At 64.9% G+C, this 20,352-nt stretch carries 20 protein-coding genes; 10 read left to right on the top strand and 10 right to left on the bottom strand.

Going from position 1 to position 20,352, the window contains the following annotated elements; translation table 11 throughout:
• Position 1: 1 nt before the first annotated feature.
• The 9 genes from N7650_RS00450 to cbiE all read right to left on the bottom strand — a co-directional run bounded on the left by N7650_RS00450 (position 2) and on the right by cbiE (position 8,134).
• Positions 2-2,080 carry a TonB-dependent copper receptor gene (locus tag N7650_RS00450; protein ID WP_279896472.1) on the bottom strand — a complete coding sequence of 693 codons (2,079 nt, stop codon included), beginning with the start codon at positions 2,078-2,080 and terminating at the stop codon, positions 2-4.
• An 81-nt stretch (positions 2,081-2,161) separates the two neighbouring features.
• A complete protein-coding gene (locus N7650_RS00445; RefSeq protein ID WP_279896470.1) occupies positions 2,162-2,584 on the bottom strand; it encodes a DUF2946 domain-containing protein in 423 nt (140 codons plus the stop codon).
• Between the two features lie 19 nt (positions 2,585-2,603).
• The gene (locus tag N7650_RS00440; protein WP_279896468.1) at positions 2,604-3,077 is read right to left on the bottom strand and encodes a copper chaperone PCu(A)C; all 474 of its coding nucleotides are present in this window, start codon (positions 3,075-3,077) and stop codon (positions 2,604-2,606) included.
• Between the two features lie 49 nt (positions 3,078-3,126).
• On the bottom strand, positions 3,127-3,513 hold the full coding sequence (locus tag N7650_RS00435) for a DUF2946 domain-containing protein (RefSeq protein ID WP_009394303.1): 387 nt from the start codon (positions 3,511-3,513) through the stop codon (positions 3,127-3,129).
• A gap of 197 nt (positions 3,514-3,710) precedes the next feature.
• Positions 3,711-4,565, bottom strand: coding sequence for an SPFH domain-containing protein (locus N7650_RS00430; protein ID WP_009394300.1), 855 nt, complete (start codon positions 4,563-4,565; stop codon positions 3,711-3,713).
• A gap of 37 nt (positions 4,566-4,602) precedes the next feature.
• Positions 4,603-5,040, bottom strand: a complete 438-nt coding sequence (locus tag N7650_RS00425; protein WP_064301562.1) for an NfeD family protein — start codon at positions 5,038-5,040, stop codon at positions 4,603-4,605.
• Positions 5,041-5,113: 73 nt separating this feature from the next.
• On the bottom strand, positions 5,114-5,845 hold the full coding sequence (locus N7650_RS00420; protein WP_279896465.1) for a cobalt-precorrin-6A reductase: 732 nt from the start codon (positions 5,843-5,845) through the stop codon (positions 5,114-5,116).
• Positions 5,842-6,936: a cobalt-precorrin-5B (C(1))-methyltransferase gene (locus N7650_RS00415; RefSeq protein WP_279896463.1), complete on the bottom strand. Its 1,095-nt coding sequence runs from the start codon at positions 6,934-6,936 to the stop codon at positions 5,842-5,844. Before N7650_RS00415 ends, N7650_RS00420 begins: the two co-directional genes overlap by 4 nt.
• Entirely contained in the window at positions 6,929-8,134 is a 1,206-nt protein-coding gene (gene cbiE / locus N7650_RS00410) for a precorrin-6y C5,15-methyltransferase (decarboxylating) subunit CbiE (RefSeq protein ID WP_279896461.1), read from the bottom strand. The genes N7650_RS00415 and cbiE overlap by 8 nt, the downstream gene beginning before the upstream one ends.
• 103 nt (positions 8,135-8,237) lie before the next feature.
• On the opposite strand from cbiE, the gene cobG reads away from it, so the two are divergent.
• The 8 genes from cobG (at position 8,238) to N7650_RS00370 (ending at position 18,731) form a co-directional block, all read left to right on the top strand.
• Positions 8,238-9,581 carry a precorrin-3B synthase gene (cobG, locus tag N7650_RS00405; RefSeq protein WP_279896459.1) on the top strand — a complete coding sequence of 448 codons (1,344 nt, stop codon included), beginning with the start codon at positions 8,238-8,240 and terminating at the stop codon, positions 9,579-9,581.
• The gene (locus tag N7650_RS00400; protein WP_279896457.1) at positions 9,574-10,200 is read left to right on the top strand and encodes a precorrin-8X methylmutase; all 627 of its coding nucleotides are present in this window, start codon (positions 9,574-9,576) and stop codon (positions 10,198-10,200) included. The genes cobG and N7650_RS00400 overlap by 8 nt, the downstream gene beginning before the upstream one ends.
• Entirely contained in the window at positions 10,200-10,931 is a 732-nt protein-coding gene (locus N7650_RS00395) for a precorrin-2 C(20)-methyltransferase (RefSeq protein WP_279896783.1), read from the top strand. Before N7650_RS00400 ends, N7650_RS00395 begins: the two co-directional genes overlap by 1 nt.
• Entirely contained in the window at positions 10,931-12,625 is a 1,695-nt protein-coding gene (gene cobJ / locus N7650_RS00390; protein WP_279896456.1) for a precorrin-3B C(17)-methyltransferase, read from the top strand. Before N7650_RS00395 ends, cobJ begins: the two co-directional genes overlap by 1 nt.
• Positions 12,626-12,957: 332 nt before the next feature.
• Positions 12,958-13,905, top strand: a complete 948-nt coding sequence (locus tag N7650_RS00385; RefSeq protein ID WP_279896454.1) for a hypothetical protein — start codon at positions 12,958-12,960, stop codon at positions 13,903-13,905.
• Complete coding sequence (locus N7650_RS00380) at positions 13,902-17,105, top strand: T6SS effector BTH_I2691 family protein (RefSeq protein WP_279896452.1); 3,204 nt, start codon at positions 13,902-13,904, stop codon at positions 17,103-17,105. Before N7650_RS00385 ends, N7650_RS00380 begins: the two co-directional genes overlap by 4 nt.
• Positions 17,102-17,872: a DUF6708 domain-containing protein gene (locus tag N7650_RS00375; RefSeq protein WP_279896450.1), complete on the top strand. Its 771-nt coding sequence runs from the start codon at positions 17,102-17,104 to the stop codon at positions 17,870-17,872. The genes N7650_RS00380 and N7650_RS00375 overlap by 4 nt, the downstream gene beginning before the upstream one ends.
• Positions 17,873-17,960: 88 nt before the next feature.
• On the top strand, positions 17,961-18,731 hold the full coding sequence (locus N7650_RS00370) for a DUF6708 domain-containing protein (protein ID WP_279896448.1): 771 nt from the start codon (positions 17,961-17,963) through the stop codon (positions 18,729-18,731).
• A 62-nt stretch (positions 18,732-18,793) separates the two neighbouring features.
• On the opposite strand, the gene ycaC is transcribed toward N7650_RS00370, so the two are convergent.
• On the bottom strand, positions 18,794-19,420 hold the full coding sequence (ycaC, locus tag N7650_RS00365; RefSeq protein ID WP_009398691.1) for an isochorismate family cysteine hydrolase YcaC: 627 nt from the start codon (positions 19,418-19,420) through the stop codon (positions 18,794-18,796).
• A gap of 282 nt (positions 19,421-19,702) precedes the next feature.
• Between ycaC and N7650_RS00360 the strand changes: the two genes are divergently transcribed.
• Positions 19,703-19,930 (top strand): type II toxin-antitoxin system RelE/ParE family toxin, encoded by a 228-nt coding sequence (locus N7650_RS00360; RefSeq protein ID WP_279896446.1) that lies wholly within the window; start codon positions 19,703-19,705, stop codon positions 19,928-19,930.
• 1 nt (position 19,931) lies between these two features.
• Entirely contained in the window at positions 19,932-20,246 is a 315-nt protein-coding gene (locus N7650_RS00355) for a helix-turn-helix domain-containing protein (RefSeq protein ID WP_009398693.1), read from the top strand.
• Positions 20,247-20,352 lie beyond the last annotated feature (106 nt).

Genomic DNA, 20,352 nt, shown 5'->3' with positions numbered 1-20,352 from the left:
ATCAGAAACTCAGGTCGACATTGGTCCAGAAGGTGCGTCCCGGCTCGTTCACCGTTTCCGTGCCGGAGTAGCCGAAGCCGGCGTTGCCCGCCAGGTTCAGGTGCTCGGCATAGGCCTTGTCGAACAGGTTGTCGACACCGGCACTGAGCTTGAGGTTCTTGCTCACGCGGTAGGCACCGTTGAGCGAGAACACGCCAAAGCCGCCGGACTTGTCGAAGTCCTTGCCGACGATGTTGCCCTGGTTCTCCGACACCCGGTTCTGCGCCGACACCAGGCGCCACAGGGCTCCGGCGCTCCAGGCGCTTTCGCTGTAGGTCAGGCCGAGGCGGCTTTCCAGGGGCGGCATCTGCGGCAGGGCCGAGCCGTCGCTGCTGTTCTTGCCCCAGGCGTAGGCGAGGGTGGCGTCGGCCTTCCAGTTGGAAGTCAGCTGGTAAGCCACGCCCATCTCGCCGCCCATGATCCGCGCGTCGATATTGTCGGCACGCGAGACATTGGCGCCGCCGCTGTAGTCGTAGAGGATGTAATCGCGAACCTGGCCGATGTAGCCGGAGGCCCAGGCTTCGAGGACCTCGGTCTTGTACTGGATGCCGAAGTCTAGCTGGGTGGTTTTCTCCGGCTTGATTGCATCGAAGGCATTGACCGAACCCGTCGGGCCGTAGGTCGGCGAGAACAGCTCCCAGTAGTCCGGGAAGCGCTGGGCATGCCCCAGGCCGACATAGGTGGTGGCGGGAATATCGACCAGGTCATGTTCGTAGCGCAGGAATCCGCTGGGCAGGGTATCGGCGCGGGTATCGCCGGCGGTCGGGTTGGGCATGCTCATCATTCCCGAGCCGGTGCGCTGGCGGAAGTCCTTCGCCGAGGCGCGGTCCAGGCGGGCACCGCTGACCAGGCGATCCTGGCTATTCAGCTCCCAGGTCAGCTCGCCGAACACGCCGTAGTTGTGGAAATCGGCGTCCTTGGTCCAGGGCAGGTTGCCGTAGGTGTTGACCCCCATGCTGCTGCGCTGGCGGTGCTCGTTGGTCTGCGCGTCGATGCCGCTGACCAGGGTCACGTCCTCCCAGCGCCAGGTGCCCTTGATCCGTGCGCCCAGGGTGCGGCGGTCGACGTTGGCCGCCATCGGGCCGGCCATCATCCCGGTGCCGGACGGCGTGCGCAGGCTGTAGTTGTCCATCACATGGTCGGCGTAGTTGTAGTAGACCTGGGCCTCGATCTTGTCGAAGACCTCGCCGATGTTCGACTTCTCGAAGCGCAGGCCGAGGCTCTCCCGTTTGAACTGCGAGCCATCCATGCCGCGTCCGGCGTAGCGGGCCTCACCATCGCCGCGGCCGGCGGTGAGTTCGAGCAGGGTGTCGCTGTCCGGGGTCCAGCCGATGGCGACATCGCCGTTCCACTTGTCCCACTTCGACGGCACGGTGTCGCCATGACCGTCCTCGTAGTCGTCGGAGCGCGACTGGTTGCCGACGAAGCGTACATAGCCTTCCTGGCCGCCTGCAGCCGCATCCAGCACCTTGTCGAAGCGCCCGTTGGAGCCGGCCAGCAGGCTGGCGTTGACCCGGGTGCCGAGTTCACCGAACTTTTCCGGCTCTCGCTCGAAGAGGATGGTCCCGGCCGATGCGCCCGGGCCCCACTGCACCGTTTGCGGCCCCTTGATCACGGTCAGGCGATCGTAGGTTTCCGGGGAGATATAGGAGGTCGGCGCGTCCATGCGATTCGGGCAGGCACCGAGCATCACGCCGCCGTTGGTGAGGATGTTCAGGCGCGAGCCGAACATGCCGCGCAGCACCGGGTCGCCGTTGGTGCCGCCGGAGCGGATCGCCGAGAAGCCGGGGATGGTCTTGAGGTAATCGGCGCCATCGCTGGCCGGGACCGGCTGGCGCGGGTCCTTGGGGTTGGTGACGATGGTCAGCGGCGAGCTGGGCGCCACGGCGGTGATGACGGTGGGGCCGAGTTCGGCCGGCTCGTGGTCATGGCCCTCATGGCCGGTTTCCGCAGCCAGGGCGACAGGGGCGAGCAGGCTGCCGCAGAGCAGCGCGATGGTCCCGCGCAGGGACAAACGATAGACAGGGGTGGAGCTGGACATAGGTTTTCCAACATCGATCGGTCATGAAGGTGCACACGGGCACGGCAGGCTGCCGTCCGCGAAGCACGTTGTTGTCGGGGGTCAGGCGATCGATGTGGCGGGTGGCGCGCGGCTGCGGGCGCCGGGGAAGAAAGCCGGGCGCGGGTGGCCCTGGCGCGGCTGGACGACCAGGAGACTGCCGGTCGCGAGAGGTTCGCTGTTGAGCAGGCTGAGTTGCTGCGGCAAGGCCGGGCAGTGGAAGAACAGGCTGCAATAGCCGCATTTCTCCCACATCACATGCAGCGAGGCGCTGCCGTCGTGGCTGTCGCCGTGGTGCCCGGCGTCCATGTGCATGCCCGCGCCCATATCCATTTCCATAGGCATGGACGTGCCGTGCTCCATCGGCATCGACTGGGAGACCAGCGGACCGACGAAGATCATCAGCATGGCGAACAGGCTCAGCCAGCCCGCGCGCCTGTTTCCAGGGCGCAGTGGCCGGTGCTGTTCGCTACGGGCGAGGCTCATGGCGAGCGGCAATCAGCGATCAGTGCTGGTGCGCGGAAGCCCCTTCCGGTGGCTGTTTCTGCACCGCGACTTCCACGGTGACGTCGCCGGCCTTCTCGAAGTGCAGGGTCAGCGGGAAGCGCTTGCCGTCGGTCAGCAGGCTGCGATCCTTGGGCTGCATGATCATCACGTGATAGGCGCTGGGGCTGAAGGTCACCTGGCCGTGGGCCGGCACGGCGACGTTCGGTACCTGCTGCATGCGCATCACATCGCCGTTCATCACGTGCTCATGCAGTTCGGAACGGTCGCTCACCGGCGTATCGACGCTGAGCAGGCGGTCGGCCTCGGCACCCTTGTTGTCGATGACGAAATAGGCCGCGACATTGGGCGCGTTCGGCGGCAGCGCCAGGGACCACGGATGGGCGATATGCAGGTTGCCGACGTTGTATTCGTGGGCACTGGCAAAACCTGCGGGCAGCAACAGGGCGGCCAGCAGCAGGGCGTTCTTGAACATGGGACTTCTCCGGTCGATTCAGATTGTGCGCGTAAAGAGCGTAGGTGAATCAGACCGAAGGAGAGGCGCGGGGATTGAGCGACGGCCAGCGTTCGCGGGGCGTTGGCTGGGCCGGAGGGCGTGAATCGAGGGCGCTGGCCACGGCATGTTCGGGCAGCGTCAGCTGGGCGGGGGTACCGGGCAGGGCCAGGGCCGGGGCGGCGCCGGAGCAGCACCAGCAATGCTGCATGGCAGCGTGGTCATCGTTGCTCTGGCTGGGGTCGAGCTGGCCGATTGACACGGCGACCAGCTTGGTGCCACCGGTGGAACAGAAGGCGCCCCACAACAATTGCTCGGCGGGTGCCCTGGCGGCGGATGCGGACAGCGGCATGGCCAGCAGATTGAACAGCACTGCGAAGCAGGCGATCCAGGCATGGGCAAGCCGGTGTGCGGGCATGGGGTTGATCCGGTTGGATTTGGATGATGGCTATTTAGCCAGAAGATCCGGGGGAAGTAAAAAACGGGGGTGCGATGAAGTGCCGCACTTTGGTGTGGATCTTGAGGGCCCTATCGCTGGCAAGCCAGCTCCCACAGGTCTGGATGCACCACAAAACCCTGTGGGAGCTGGCTTGCCAGCGATGAGGCCATTGAGGCTCAGGACTTGGTCCGGCCGAGCATCCCTCGCACAGCCTCCTGCAGATCCGCCGGCAGCACCACCATCTTGGCGTTGTCGCTTGCCGCCAGGTTCTCCATGGCATTGATGTAGCGCTCGCCCAGCAGGTACATGGCCGGGGTCACATCCGAGCCGACGGCATTCTTCACCAAGGTGATGGCCTGGGCCGAAGCCTCCGCCAGGTTAACCTGGGCCGCGGCATCGAGCTTGGCCGATTCCTGGCGGGCCTGGGCTTCGAGGATCGCCGCCTGCTTGGCACCTTCGGCACGGGTCACGTCGGCCTTTCGCTCACGCTCGGCGGCCGCCTGGCGTTCCATCGCCGCCTGCATGCTTGGCGACGGCTTGATGTCCTGGATTTCTACCGAGCGCACGGTGATGCCCCAGTCTTCTGTCTGCTCCGACATCGCTTCGCGCAGCCGCGCCTTGATCTGCTCGCGGCTGGACAGCGCTTCGTCCAGGTCCATGGCCCCGACGATGGCCCGCAGCGAGGTCATGGTCAGGCTGGTGACGGCATAGGCGTAGTTCACCACGCCGTAGGAGGCTTTCTGGGGATCGACCACCTTGGCGAAGCACAGGGCGTTGGCGACGATCACCGCGTTGTCGCGGGTGATGATTTCCTGCTGCTGCACGTCGAGGATGATGTCCTTGGTCGGCAGGCGGTAGGCGACCACGTCCATGTACGGAACGAGGATGTTCAGGCCGGGCTTGAGGGTGGTGTGGTAGCGCCCCAGGCGCTCGACGATCCATTCCTCGCCCTGTGGCACGATGCGCACGCCCTTGAACACCGTGACGAGCACGAACAGGGCGATGGTTGCGGTGATGATCAGGCTGGTCATGTCGATTCTTGCTCCTTGATGATGTCCTTGAACCCTGTCAGGCCCTGGCGACCCGCACGGTATTGCCCTCGATGGCGACGATGCGCACCCGCTCGCCGGCAGCAATGTCGCTGCTGGCGACGCATGTCCACTCCTCGTTGCCCAGGATCGGTTTCTGGAAGCGCACGCGGCCCTTGTGGAACTCGGATACCGCCGTGGTCAGCAGGCCGACTTCGCCGAGCACTTCGTCGGCGGTCCAGCGCCTGTCGGCCCGGCGCGGCTTGAACACCTTGAACCAGAGGGCCACGGTCAGCGACGAGAGCACCACCCAGATCACCAGTTCGCTGGCCAGCGACAGCCCCGGCACCAGGCCGGCGATCACCCCGACGGCCACCGCGCCGATGCCGAACCAGATGATGAAGAAGGTGGGCAGCACCAGTTCCAGCAGGATCAGGCCGAAGCCCAGTACCAGCCAGATCCACCATTGCAATTCCATAGTCCGCAGCCTTGCGTTGTGAGGGGATGCCGCATTGGAAACGCTTGCCCGGGTATTGGCAATAGCCGGGCGATTACAGCAAGTGTTCTGTGCCGAGCGCCGCCAGCAGGCTGGCGGGATCGGAAAAGTGCCGGTCGACCACGGGCAGTGCCGGGCGGGCCAGGATCAGCACCGGGACCCCGCGTTCCCGGGCCACCTGCAACTTCGGCTCGGTGGCGCCGCTGCCGCTGTTCTTGCTGATCAGCACGTCGATCCGACGGCGCTCGAACAGCGCTCGCTCGTCCTCCAGGTGGAACGGCCCGCGGGCGCCGATCACCTCGCAGCGTTCGTTGCCGGGGCAGGCGTCCAGGGCACGCAGGGTCCAGAACTGCTCCGGCGGGATTTCGTCCAGGTGTTGCAGTGGCTCGCGACCGAGGGTGAACAGCGGACGTTGGAACGGGCGCAGGGCGTCGATCAGTCCGGCCCAGTCGTGCACTTCGCGCCAGTCGTCGCCCGGCTGCGCCTCCCAGGCCGGACGGCGCAGGGCCCAGCAGGGAATCCCGGCGAGGGTTGCCGCCCGGGCGGCATTGGTGCTGATCTGCGCGGCGTAGGGATGGGTTGCGTCGACCAGCAGATCGATGCCCTCGTTGCGCAGGTAATCCGCCAGCCCCTCGGCTCCACCAAAACCACCCACCCGCACCTGGCAGGCCAGATCGTCTGGTACCCGGCCGATCCCGGCGAGGCTGTAGACATGCCGTGGCCCCAGGCGACGAGCGATCCGCAGCGCCTCGGCCACGCCGCCCAGCAACAGCAAGCGCCGGCTCATTGCACGCCCGCCTTGCCGACGATGCCGCCCTGGCGGTCGATGGCGAAGACTTCCACCTGCACCTGCGCCGGCACTACGCTGCGGGCGAAGGCCAGGGCGTGGGCGCAGACCGCATCGCCCAGTGCTATTCCGGCGGCATGGGCCAGGGCCAGGGCCTGCTGGCTGGTGTTGGCCTGGATGATGGCAGCCTGCAGGTGGTCATCGGCGCCCACCGCAGCGGCCCATCCGGCCAGTTGCGGCAGGTCGATGCTGGAATGCCGGCTGTGCAGGTCCATATGCCCGGCGGCCAGCTTGCTGATCTTGCCGAAGCCGCCGCACAGGCTGAGCCGCGCCACCGGTACCTTGCGCAGGTGCTTGAGCACCGCACCGACGAAGTCGCCCATCTCGATCAGGGCGATTTCCGGCAGGTTGTAGACCCGGCGCATGGTGTCTTCGCTGGCGTTGCCGGTACAGGCGGCGATGTGTTCGTAGCCGTTGGTCTTGGCCACATCGATGCCCTGGTGGATCGAGGCGATATAGGCCGCGCAGGAGAAGGGCCGGACGATGCCGCTGGTGCCGAGGATCGATAGCCCGCCGAGAATGCCCAGGCGCGGGTTCATGGTCTTCAGGGCCAGGCTTTCGCCGTCCTGCACGTTCACCGTCACCTCGAATCCACCGGCGTAGCCACATTCATCGGCAAGCTGCTGCAGGTGCCCGCTCATCATGCTGCGCGGCACCGGATTGATCGCCGGCTCACCCACCGCCAGCACCAGGCCGGGGCGGGTCACGGTGCCGACGCCCGTGCCGGCGACGAAGCGCACGCCAGGCTGGTCGAGCAGGCGCACGCGGCTGTAGAGCAGGGCACCGTGGGTAACGTCCGGGTCGTCACCGGCATCCTTCAAGGTCCCTGCTTCGGCGCCATCGTCATGCAGGCGGCAGAACTCCAGGCGCATCTGCACCTGCTTGCCCTTCGGCAAGGTGATCTGCACGGCATCGTGGGCCTGTCCGGTCAGCAGCAGGCGCGCGGCGGCAAGGCTGGTGGCGGTTGCGCAGCTGCCGGTGGTCAGTCCGCTGCGCAGCGGGGCCGGTTGTTCGGCGCTTTCTTCACGCATCCTTGATGGCTTCGAGCAGGGTGATCGGCAGGGCCTGGCGCCAGGTATCGAAGGCGCCGAGGGGCTGGGCCTGGGCTACGTGGATGCGGGTCAGCTCGCCGCCGTGGCGCTCGCGCCAGTCCATCAGGCGTACCTCGCTTTGCAGGGTCACGGCGTTGGCTACCAGGCGACCGCCCGGGCGCAGTTGCTCCCAGCAATGTTCCAGCACGCCGGGAAGGGTGACGCCGCCGCCGATGAAGATCGCGTCCGGCTGTTCCAGCCCCTGCAGCGCCTGCGGCGCGCGGCCGCGGATCAGTTGCAGGCCAGGCACGCCGAGGGCGTCGCGGTTGAGTTCGATCAGTTGCTGGCGGCCCTCGTCGGCTTCGATGGCCAATGCCCGGCACGCTGGGTGGGCGCGCATCCACTCGATGCCGATGGAGCCGCTGCCGGCACCGACATCCCAGAGCAGTTCGCCCGGACGCGGGGCGAGGCGGGCCAGGGTGATGGCACGGACATCGCGCTTGGTAATCTGGCCATCATGGCGGAAGGCGCTGTCGGGCAGCCCGGCCAGTGGCGACAGGCGAGGCGCGCGGGCATCGGCCAGGCATTCGATGGCAAGGAGGTTGAGGTCGGCAACCGGTCCGTGGTTCCAGTCGTTGGCACTGCCATGCAACTGGCGTTCGGCGGGGCCGCCCAGGTGTTCCAGCACCGTCAGCCGGCTCGGGCCGAAACCCCGTTCGCGTAGCAAGGCGGCGATGGCGGCGGGGCTGCTGCCATCGTTGCACAGCACCAGCAGGCGCTGGCCGCTGTAGAGATGGGCGGCAAGCCGGGCGAGTGGACGGGCCACCACCGAGACGATCACCACCTCCTGCAACGGCCAGCCAAGCCGGGCGGCGGCGATGGAACAGGAGGAAGGCGCGCTGATCACGTCCAGCTCTTCGGCCGGCACCTGCCGCGCCAGGCTGGCGCCGACACCGTAGAACATCGGGTCGCCACTGGCCAGTACGCATACCGGCTCGCCGCGCAGGGCCAGGACCGGCGTCAGGGAAAACGGGCTGGGCCACGGCAGGCGCTCGGCTTTCAGGCAGTGCGGCAGCAGTTCCAGCTGGCGCGCACTGCCGAACACCTTCACGGCGCCCAGCAACGCCCGTCGGGCCTGCTTGCCGAGGCCGCCGAAGCCGTCTTCGCCAATTCCTACTACGGTTAACCAGGGCGCCATGCCGATCCTCGTTTGCGGGGCAATCCGACCGGCAGGCTTGGCCCGCCGCCGGGCAAAGCAGGCATAATACCGCGCCTTCCGGCACCCGGCGCCTTTTCCACGATTGACGGACCACCCCTTGAACCCATCCAGCCCAACCCCAGCCCTTCGCCCCTCGGCCTGTCCGGGGTTGTGGCGCATCGTCCAGGCGCTCGATGGCGGCATCTCGCGGATCAAGCTCGATGCCGGGCACCTCGAGGCCGACCAGGCCGAGGCCGTCGCTGCAGCTGCCGAGCGCTTCGCTGGTGGGGTGATCGAGGTGACCAACCGCAGCAACCTGCAGATTCGCGGCGTAGGTCACGATCATCAGGGCCTGGTCGCCCGCTTGCTGGACGCCGGCCTCGGCCCGCGGGAGGCGGCTGGCGACGATGTGCGCAACCTGATGCTCAGCCCCGCCGCCGGCCTGGACCCGGCGATGCTGCTGGACACCCGGCCGCTGGGGGCGCGGATCCTCGATCTGCTGCAGACCACGCCGCGTTTCCATGAGCTGTCGGCCAAGTTCGCCGTGCAGCTCGACGGCGGCGAGAACCTGGCGATGCTCTGGCATCCCCACGACCTCTGGCTATCGCCGCTGCTCCTGGACGATCAGTTGTGGCTGGCCTTCGGCCTCGCTGGCTGTCCCGGGCATGACGCACCGCTGGCGGCGGTGCCCCTGGACGATGGCCTTGCGCTGGTGCGGGCGGTGCTGGAGCGTTTTCTCGACCTGGCCGACGCCGGGCAGTCGCGAATGCGCCAGCTGCTTTCGAGCCTGGGCGTGGAGCCATTCCTCGATGGCCTGGCGCTGGAGCTGCGCCGCGATAGCGCCGTGACCAGCTGGCGCCGCCAAGGGCTTGACCGTGCCCTGCACCTGGGAATTTATCCGCAGCGACAGCCCGGGCGTGTCGCCGTCGGTGCCCTGGCGCCACTCGGACGCCTGGACGCCGTACAACTGCGTGGGATCGCCGCGCTGGCCCGCGAGCTGGGCGACGGCAGCCTGCGCATGACCCCGTGGCAAAGCGTGCTGCTGCCCAATGTGGCAGCGGCGCAGGCCGAGCGGGTTCTGGCAGACCTGGCTTGCCTTGGGCTGGTCGGCGATCCTGCCGCGCCGATGGCCGGGGTGGTCGCCTGCACCGGCTCGGCCGGCTGCGCCAGGGGCCTGGCCGATACCAAGGCGGATGCCGTGCAGCTTGCCCACGCGCTGCATCGGCGCGGCCCGGTGGGTGGCGTCCACCTGAGCGGCTGCAAACGTTCCTGCGCCATGGCCCACACTGCGCCGAGCACCTTGCTGGCGGTCGGTCCCGGGCGCTACGACCTGTATTTTCACGACCCGGCCCAGCCGGGCCCCGGCACCCTTGCCGGGCGCAACCTGACATTGGAAGAAGCGGGCGCCACCCTGGACGCCCGCCACGGAGCAACCCTCGATGATTGATTACATCCGCGACGGCCAGGAGATCTATCGCAACTCCTTCGCCATCATTCGCCAGGAGGCCCGCCTGGAGCGGATTCCGGCCGACCTGGAAAAACTCGCGGTACGGGTGATCCATGCCTGCGGCATGGTCGAGGTGGTGGACTCGCTGCGCTTCTCCGAAGGCGCCGGCAAGGCCGGACGCGAAGCCCTGGCCAAGGGCGCACCGATTCTTTGCGACGCACGGATGGTCGCCGAAGGCATTACCCGCGCGCGCCTGCCGGCCAACAACGAAGTGATCTGCACCCTGCGTGACGAAAGCGTGCCGGACCTCGCCCGGGAGCTGGGCAACACCCGTTCCGCCGTGGCCCTCGAACTGTGGCGGCCACACCTGGAAGGCAGCGTGGTGGTGATCGGCAACGCCCCGACCGCGCTGTTCTACCTGCTGGAAATGATCGATGCCGGCGCGCCGAAACCGGCGCTCATCCTTGGCTTCCCGGTGGGCTTCGTCGGCGCCGCCGAATCCAAGGCGATGCTTGCAGCGGACAGCCGTGGCGTGCCGTTCGTGATCGTCGAAGGCCGTCTGGGTGGCAGCGCCATGGCCGCTGCCGCAGTCAACGCCCTCGCCACGGAGGTGGAATGATGCAGGCCCGCGGACGTCTGCTCGGCCTGGGCGTCGGCCCCGGCGATCCCGAGCTCATCACCCTCAAGGCCTTGCGCTTGCTGCGCGAGTCGCCAGTGGTGGCGTACTTCGTCGCCAAGGGCAAGCGCGGCAATGCCTTCGGCATCATCGAACAGCACCTGCAAAGCCAGCAGACCCTGCTGCCGCTGGTCTACCCGGTGACGACCGAAGCCCTGCCGGCGCCGCTGTCCTACGAGCAGGTGATCAGCGATTTCTACGACGAAGCCAGCGTGACCGTGGCCGCGCACCTGGATGCCGGGCGCGACGTGGCGGTGATCTGCGAGGGCGATCCGTTCTTCTACGGCTCCTACATGTACCTGCACGACCGGCTCGCCGAGCGCTACCAGGCCGAGGTGATCCCGGGCGTGTGCTCGATGCTCGGTGGCGCCTCGGTGCTCGGCGCGCCGCTGGTGTATCGCAACCAGAGCCTGTCGGTGCTTTCCGGCGTGCTGCCGCACAACGAGCTCAAGCGCCGCCTGGCCGATGCCGATGCGGCAGTGATCATGAAGCTGGGACGCAATTTCCCCAAGGTCCGCTCGGTGCTTGCCGAACTGGGGCTGGACCGGCGCGCGCTGTACGTCGAGCGGGCGACCATGGCCAACCAGAAGATCGTCGCGCTGGATGAAGTCGATCCGCAGTCTTCGCCCTACTTCTCGCTGATCATCGTTCCCGGTGAAAGGTGGCAAGGCTGATGACCCGACGCGCACCCGCCATTGTCGTGCTCGGCAAGGGCAGCCTGGGCACCGCCCGGAAGATCCAGCGCTTCTATCCCGACGCCCTGATCCATGGCCTGGCCGGCCGGGTCGAGGAAGTCGACCGTAGCTACCAGAAGTTCGGCACGACCCTGCGCCAGCTCTACCAACAGGACACGCCGATCATTGCCTTGTGCGCTGCTGGCATCGTCATCCGCAGCCTCGCCAGCGTATTGCTGGAGAAAGGCGCCGAGCCGCCGGTGCTGGCCGTGGCTGAGGATGGCAGCGCGGTGGTGCCGCTGCTCGGCGGGCTGGGCGGAGTGAACGTGATGGCGCGGGAGATCGCGGCCGGGCTGGGCGTCGCCGCGGCGATCACCACCAGCGGCGAGCTGCGTTTCGGCACTTGCCTGCTCAATCCACCGAGCGGTTATGCGCTGGCGGACCTGGAGCTGGGCAAGCGCTTTGTCTCCGACCTGCTGGCCGGGGAAAGCGTGCGGATCGAAGGTGCCGCACCTTGGCTGGACGAGGCCCGTCTGCCGCAGAGCGACGCGGCGCAGTTAACCATCCATGTGGGATGTGGCGAACGTGAGGCAGCGGCCAATGAACTGCTGATCCACCCGCGCTGCGTGCTGGTCGCAGTATCGGCGGTGGTGCCGGAACTGGCGGCCGCGGTGCGGGCTGCCTTGCACAAGGCGAAGATCGCCGAGGCGTCGTTGGCTTGCCTGCTGGCCAACGAGGAGGAGATGGCCGACGCGGCGTTGCACGCTGCGGCTGCCGAACTGGGCGTGCCGTTGCGTTTCGCTGCCGGGGCTTCGACCAGCGACCTGGCCGCCCGGGCCCTGCCGCAATTGCTCGCGCCGCAGGTGATCGGCGACGGCCTGGCGCTTGCCGTGGCGGCCGAGCCCATCGATCCGGCGACTATCGGCCGCGCCCGTGGCCGGGTGGCGGTGATCGGCCTCGGCCCTGGCGCTGCCGAACTGATGGCGCCGGCGGTCAAGGCCGAACTGGCCCGGGCCAACGATGTGCTGGGCTATGAAACCTACGTGCGCATGGCCGGGCCGTTTCGTGAGGACCAGGTGCTGCACTGCACCGACAACCGCGAAGAACTGCTGCGTGCCCGCCACGCCTTCGAACTGGCGGCGCAAGGGCGTTCGGTGGTGGTGGTGTCGTCCGGCGACCCGGGCGTGTTCGCCATGGCCGCGGCGGTGCTGGAAGCGCTGGAAGCGTCGGACGATCCGGCCTGGCACCGGGTCGAGCTGGAAATGCTGCCAGGGATCTCGGCGTCGCTGGCGACCGCAGCCCAGGCCGGAGCGCCGCTGGGGCATGACTTCTGCGTGATCTCGCTGTCGGACAACCTCAAGCCCTGGTCGATCATCGAGAAACGCCTCGACCTTGCCGCCCAGGCCGACCTCGCGATGGCCTTCTACAACCCGATCTCCCGTTCCCGTCCGTGGCAGTTGGGGCAGGCGCTGGATATCGTCCGTCGGCATCGCGACCCCGCCACGCCGGTGGTGCTCGGCCGCGATATCGCCCGGCCGGGACAGTCGCTGAAGGTGGTGTCCCTGGGCGAGCTTGTGCCGGAGATGGTGGACATGCGCACGATGGTGCTGGTGGGGTCTTCGACGACCCGGACTTTTGCCCGGGCTGACGGTGGCGAGTGGGTGTATACGCCGCGGTGGTATCCACAGGATTGATGTCGCCTGCTCCGGCCTCATCGCTGGCAAGCCAGCTCCCACAGGAACCGCATGCACCGTGGAACTTGTGGGAGCTGGCTTGCCAGCGATGAGGTCAGTAGCAACAACAGGGTCGGGAAGGCCACGCACACATCGGTTACCACGCCGGCGATGATCAGTTCTGGACGTGGGATGTAGGGGTGTCCGGGAACAAATTCGAGGCGTGGCTTCTGCGGAAAAGTCCACCAGCAAATGCTCAGCAGTTTCACACCTTGCCCTGGGACTTTTCCTATATCCGTCACTGTTGACCAGCATTCAGGATCCCAACGGAATTTCTTCCTCAGGAGATCCGCATGGCCAGCGGCATCGAACTCGTCGCCAATTTTGCCGAGCAGTACCGTACCCAGGACGACTACCTTTACTTGCTGGTGGACGGACAGGCTGAGTGCGCACTGGATCATCCGCTCAGTGTCCCGTCCCTGATCGAGTCGCTGGGTGCCGACGCTGTCACGCGCGTTCTGCGCCCCGACCTGGCCCATAGCCCGGACTACTGTCCCGCGCTTGTCCAACTGGCGAAACCCGGTGAGGCTGCGGCACGGCGCTATCTTGAACTCAGCGCCGACTATGCCGAGTGGGATCTCGTTTACCGCAAGCGTTACATCTGTGGCTGGCTGCTCAGCCCCCAGCCTCTCGACGTCATCGCAAAGCATATCGCGACCCGCTGCGACACTACCGCTGGCGACGATCAAGACCCCTCACCTTGGTTCGAACCGCTGAGACTGGAACTGCTGTTTGCGGCCATGAACACCCGGGCCGGTGAGCTGCTGAGCCCGGTGGGATTCTGGCTGCTCCCGCTCAGTTGGGGTGGTTTTACCCCACTCGCCGGGAGAGCCTGTTGCGGCGAACCGGAGCTCTCGCCAACGGCCAGGCAAAGCCAGCAACTGGCCCCGGTGGTCAACAGGTTCCTCGCCGTCTGGCGTCATGCCCTGCGCAAGCCTCCACGCTTTGCCCCCTGGCTCTGGAAAGGTCCCAGCCTCCTGCCACCCCAGGCTGCCATTCATGGCTTTCGCCTGATCCGCGACGCCCGCCGGCTTGGCCTTGAAGCCAGCAGCGATCTCATCTCCCTCAGCCTGCACCGGGTGTTCTTCCACCCGAATCTGCCCCAGCACCCGGACATCCAGCACGACATCGCCCAGGCGCGAGCCGGGACCCTGGGCCTGCAAAGTCATTTTGCAAGCTACAGCGAGGCCACCTGGCGGCGCATCGTCTATGACCTGCCCCGTGCGGAGGACTACACATGAGTTTCGATCTTCAATTCAATTTCGGCCTCGATCTCGATGCATCGACCCGGGAAGCCGATCCCTTGTCCAGCGGGGGCTGCCGCCTCTGCGAGCGGCAGGGCCTGCCAATCCTGCCCCTGCGTGCGGCCTATGCTCCGGAACCTTGGCATACCCAGGCACTGCTGCTGACCCGCGGTTCCGAGGTCAAGGCCGTACGCATGCATATCGGCCAGCCTCGTACCCTGCGTCGCGGTTTTCTCTATGTGCTGCTCGACCGACGGGAGTGGCAGGCCTACCAGATCACCCCGGAGGGCATGCTGCGTCAATTCCCTCCGTACGAGATCCCCCGGGAGGAGCCAGCCCCGATTCCGTTGCGCTGCATCCGGGCCGACCACGATATGCCCGCCGCCTTCATCAATATCGACACCGACAAGTTTTCCACCGCCTGGCTCGCCATCGCCAACGATCCCTGGCCCGAGACGGTGCTGGATGCCTACTTGCGCGATGGTGCGGCCGGCGGCAGGAAGTTCGGCGAGCGCTTCTACAAGCTCGACCTCAAGACCGCACGGGACGACCCTGCCAGCGTCGGTTTCGCCATGACCGAGCTCAACCTGCAGACCGAGAAGATCCTCGAATACGCCCAGTCGATAGCCGGGGACTTTCGCAGCGTGCACGGCTTTTACGGACGCAACCAACGGCTGCGGGCCTTCAGGGGCTATATCCGTACGCTGATCCAGCGGGAGAAACTGCCCAACGGCGTGCTGGCCCTGGTCCTGCCCGATCCTGTCGGCATGGTGCAGGAGCTCAATGCCCAGCGCCTGGCCCGCTGCCAGGCCATGCAGGAGTGGCGCGCCGAGCCGCAGCGCAACCTGGAGTTCTTCACCTCCCAGGCGTTGCTCGGGATCCGTGACGTACAGCTTGAAAGGGCTAAAGAGCGGGCCATCGAGGAGGCAACAGCAGCCGTCGAGGCACGTAACCACTACAACGCCTCGCCCCAGTCCTACAGGGCACCCTTGCCGACCCTCGATCTCGAGCAGGAAAAGCAACACCGGATCGCCGAGGCGCAGACCGATGCAGGCGAGCGGCTCGGGGACCGCTACGACGAACCGGCCCGCAAGCATTTCCAGGACCACTACCAAAAGACCCTGGCGGACTGGCAACGAATCATCGACGACGTCGGCCGGCCCTATGCCGAGCATCACGATGGCGCCGCCTTCCAACTGGCTGCGGTCAACGACTACAGCATTTCCACCCAGGAATCGGTCAAGGCCTTTACCCGCATGTTGGCCACGTGCCAGGTCGGCGGCCCGACCGATCTGGTCGAAGATGGCAGGATCGGCCCCACCCAGGGCCTGTGGAAGAATCAGCTGGAGAACCGCGACAGCCTTTACTACCAGGCGCTGCTTGCCAAGGACACGGTGCTGCTCGAGCAACTGACCGATGATTTGCTCAAGGACGAGCGGACCCGCATCTACCACAGCATCAAGACCTACATCGACACCCCGCAGGGCAGGCAGCTCATGGTCGAGCCCGTGCAGAACGCCATCGGCGACTTGCTCGCGGCCGGTGCCACGGCCAGCTATGCCCTCGGCGAGAAACTGTCGAAGGAGGCCAGGGCACTGGTGGGACACTTGCATCGGGAGGCCTTGCTGCGTTTCAACGGTGTGCAGGTCACGCAATTGACCATTTCGCTCAAGGTGGGCGAATACCTCACCTTGCTCAATGAGGTGTTGTACGAAGGGACCGAGCGTGTCATCGCGCAGCTCGACCGGCAATTCCGCAAGCCGGCCGAGCGCAAGGTGCGGGCGATGCTGCTGAAAGGGCAGTTCACGCCAGCGCTGGCGAGCAGCCATTCCAGGCTGATCGATATCAAGGTCTGGACGCTGGAGAGCGCAGAGTCGCTGCAATCGCGGCTGGATACAGTGCGGGTCGGCCTGGGTGATGGCATCGGCGACGCCCTGCGCCACGTCAGCATTGGCACCACTGCACTCAGCGGAACGATGGATGACCTGGCGCGCAACCTGACCGTCAATGCCGAGGTCGCCCGCTTGCTGGCGCGGGATTCGATGCACAGCCTGCGCAACGCCGCGAAAGCCACCGGCAACGGCAAGATGAATCTGGCCCTGGCCCTGGGCAGCCTGTGGTTCCAGCAGGATGCCCTGCTCAGAAGTTACGAAGGCCTGCTCAAGTCGGTGGGCGATGGTGATGCCGAGGCCGCGGCGGCGGTGATGTCGGCTTCGGTCGGAGTGATGGGGGCCGGGGTGGAGGTTGTCGGGGCAACGGTTCATATCCTGCGGCCTGACCTGACCACCCGGGTGACTGGAGTGACAGGGACGGTGGAACAGCTCGCGGTGGGCGCGCGGATCGTGCAGTACGGCGGGGCGTTGGTGGCGATGGCGAGTGCGGTGGAGGGGGTGCAGTATGCGTTGGCGGCTGGGCGGGCGGGGAAGGTTGGGGACAAATCGGCGCGAACTTTTTATGGCATCGCGTCAGGCGTAGCGATGCTATCGGCAGCAGGTGGAGTTGTGGGCTCTCTTGCCCCGGCAGGAGCGGCTCTTCTCCCCCTTTCAATAGCCGTATTGTTTGGTTTTGCAGCGTATGGCCTAGCTGTTTGGGCTAAAAAGCTGGAGTCAGACTCCATGGAGCTATGGGCACGGCACTCGCTGTGGGGGCTTCCAGGCGAGCACCGACGCTGGATGAAACCGGAGGACATGGACACAGCGACTGGAGCACTGAATGCAGCATTACTGGGACTGACCGCAGACGCCGCGCTGAACATCAATGCGGAGCAGACCGGCGGAATTCCCGTCGGAGATGTAGTTCCTGCCGGAATTTTCCTGGACTACAAAATAGTCCTGCCTGGCTACAAATCAGACGCGTCGAACTACGAGTGGACGTTACAGGTATTTCCAATTGGAGTCCCCTCGGGCGCAGTCATCGCATGCGGTCGAGAAGGAGGGGGGAATGAGCCCTTGCCGGCTCCGGCTTCGTGGAAGCATCCGGACTATCACCCGGAAACTTCGGCTCCGGTCATTCGATACGATGCGGAAGCTGAAACCCTGGAAATCAAAGGCTCCATCAGCTTTTTCGGATCTCTCAGTATTCGCGCTCTCGAGCTTGAAGTGTCTTACTGGCCCGACAAGAGTGATGAAGCAGGTGTTGCTAGGCTGATTGTAAAAGAAGACAAGATCAGTACCTGGCGGGGATGGGGCCTAGTATGAAAGTACCCAAGCTCGCCCCCCCATGTCCCGGCTGGCAGGAGGATCTACCTGGACCTGAAGAGGCACCTATTCTGGCCCCGGCGCTCGGGTTGGATACACCCAATCATCAGGATAATGTCTTTCTAGAGTTGCCGAGGGCATCGGCGCTTATTAGAGGTGTTGTGATTTGGTTCACGCCGATTCTGGTTGTTCACTTGGTTGTCATGTGGTGGCTTTTGTTATCGGACAGGCGCGTAGTGAGCTTTGAAGAGTGGGCGATATTGATGCTCTACAGCCCATTAGCAGTGTGTGCAATCTTGTTCTTTTGGAAGTTCGATGTTTCTCCCCCCCGGGATTTGCCATTGCGCTTTAACCGTATCCGTCAACGTATTTACGCCTACAACTTCAAATACCGCTGGTGGAATCCCTTCGAACGCTGGCAAGTAACCCCAGTAGCCTACGACTGGTCCCAAGTCCGCGCCGAGCGCTGGAGCAGGCGTCATGCCACCGCCCAAGGCGGCATCATCTTCCAGTGGGGCGTCGAGCTTTCCATCGTCAAGCCCGGCACCAACGAAGTCATCGACCGTTTTCCCCTTACCGCCATGGGCGCCGACGCCCATGCCTGGGCCTACGTCTGCACCTACATGCAACAAGGTCCCGAGGCGCTGCCGCCCCCCGGCCCGCCTTGGGACCACAACGATGTGCTGTGGTGCAATCTAGCGATGCGGCTGGCACCACAGGTCGAGTGGCCGGCCGATATGGATCTTGAATCGAGGACGGCACCTTGACTGGTTTTACGCACCAGGATCGGGCTGAGTTCGTACGGCTGATTGTGAAGGAGCGCATGAACAGTATCTGGCGGGTATGGAGCCTCTTATGACGAAGCCCAGACTCACCCCTCCCTGCCTTGGATGGCAGGAGGATCTACCTGGCCCTGACGAGGCGCCAAATCTAGCTCCAGCCCTCGGGCTTGATACGCCCAACCACCAAGACGATATTTTTTTGGAGTTGCCGCGTAAGTCAGGTCTATTGAGGGGCGTTGTGATCTTGTTTGCGCCAGTCATATGTATAAATCTACTTAGCTTGCTTTGGCTCTTCTTATCGGACTGGAGTGCTCTCAAACTTGAGGAATGGTTCATATTGAGCTTGGGAATTTTTGTAGCGGTTTGGTCACTATTTTTATGCGTGAAATTCGATGTGTCTCCTCCCCGAGATCTCCCCCTTCGCTTCAACCGCACCCGCCAGCGCCTCTACGCCTACAACTTCAAATACCGCTGGTGGAATCCCTTCAAACGCTGGCAAGTAACCCCAGTAGCCTACGACTGGTCCCAAGTCCGCGCCGAACGCTGGAGCAGGCGTCATGCCACCGCCCAAGGCGGCATCATCTTCCAGTGGGGCGTCGAGCTTTCCATCGTCAAGCCCGGCACCAACGAAGTAATCGACCGCTTCCCCCTTACCGCCATGGGCGCCGACGCCCATGCCTGGGCCTACGTCTGCACCTACATGCAACAAGGCCCCGAGGCGCTGCCGCCCCCCGGCCCGCCTTGGGATCACAACGATGTGCTGTGGTGCAACATCGCCATGCGGCTGGCACCAAAGGTCGAGTGGCCTGCCGATATGGATCTGGAATCGAGAACAGCTCCTTGACCGTAATTGCTCTAAAAACGAAGAAGCCCGCTCTGACCGAGCGGGCTTTCTTCATTCAGCGATCACTTGGCAGTCAATGCCGCGTAGCTGTTCATCAGGTTGCGGTAGTTGGGAATCCGCTGCGACAGCAGGTTGCCCAGCCCTTCGATGTCGTTGCGCCAGTCGCGGTGCAGCTCACAGGCCACCGAGAACCAGTTCATCATCTGCGCACCGGCCTGGGTCATGCGGTTCCATGCGGCTTGTTGCACGGTGGTGTTGAAGGTGCCGGAAGCGTCGGTCACCACGAACACGTCGAAGCCTTCGGCCAGCGCCGACAGGGTCGGGAAAGCCACGCACACATCGGTTACCACGCCGGCAATGATCAGCTGCTTGCGGCCGGTGGCCTTGATCGCCTTGACGAAGTCTTCGTTGTCCCAGGCGTTGATCTGGCCTGGGCGCGGGATGTACGGGGCGTCCGGGAACATTTCTTTCAGCTCTGGCACCAGCGGACCGTTCGGGCCCTGCTCGAAACTGGTGGTGAGGATGGTCGGCAGCTCGAAGAATTTCGCCAGGTCGGCCAGCGCCAGCACGTTGTTCTTGAACTCGTTCGGCGAGAAGTCCTGCACCAGGGAAATCAGGCCGGTCTGGTGGTCAACCAGCAGGACTACGGCGTCGTCTTTGTTCAGGCGGTTGTAGGTGGCGTTGGTCATGGTGGAAATCCTTTTGTTTGAGAAGTGTGTTTTGGGTGGTTGCCGCTAGGTGTGGCCAGATTAGGGGTTTCTCGAAAAGGGATAAATCACGTGGAAACGGTATGACTGTCTGCTTACGGTGGACAATTAAGAGTGCCGGTCAGACGCATCTTGAAACGAACGACCGGGCCAGCCATACTCCCGCAAAGTACGGGACTCCCGTACTCTCCGGCGATGCGAACAGTCATAGAAACACCCACGTTTCAGAAAAATGCCGCCAAGCTGTGGTCTGACGATGAGCGGGTGGCATTCATCGACTGGATAGCACTGAATCCATTAGCTGGTGATGTCGTTCCCGGAGCAGATGGCGCACGCAAGGTTCGCTGGTCCAGGAACGGTTCCGGCAAGTCTGGCGGTACCCGAGTGATCTATTTCAACCTGACTGATGATGAAATCGTTTTGCTGGTCACCCTCTATGCAAAGGCTGAGCGTTCCAACATGAGCCCCGCTGAAATCGGCAAGGTGGTGTGATATGCGTGACATTGATATCGAGGCGGTTGCCAAGGCCATCGAGGCCGATGCTGGCGAGCTCATTCCAGACCTTCGCCAAGCCCTTCAGGAAGCCAAGGCCGGAGCAGGGCGAGTCACGACTCCCGAACAGATGCTGGTGCGTCAGGCGCGAGAGCGTTCTGGCTTGACGCAGGCTATGTTCGCCAAGCGCATCGCTACGCCGGTAGCGACGCTCCGTGACTGGGAGCAAGGGCGCCATGTTCCGCCAGGTGGAGTGCTTTGCTTGATGCGTCTTATCGTCAGGCATCCCGAGCTGTCGCACGAGCTGGCTCATTGACCCGGCGACCAGGCCTTTAGGGGAAAGACTTCGTTCCTGACCCCCCGCCCGTTGCAACGTACCTTGGCCTTCCCTCCACCTGGAGGGCACAGCCAAGAAGGACTTT

The sequence above is a fragment of the Pseudomonas sp. GD04058 genome, assembly GCF_029836855.1.
Lineage (GTDB): Bacteria > Pseudomonadota > Gammaproteobacteria > Pseudomonadales > Pseudomonadaceae > Aquipseudomonas > Aquipseudomonas bharatica.
Note: the sequence above shows the minus strand (reverse complement) of the source record. Positions and strands in the feature narration are given on the sequence as shown.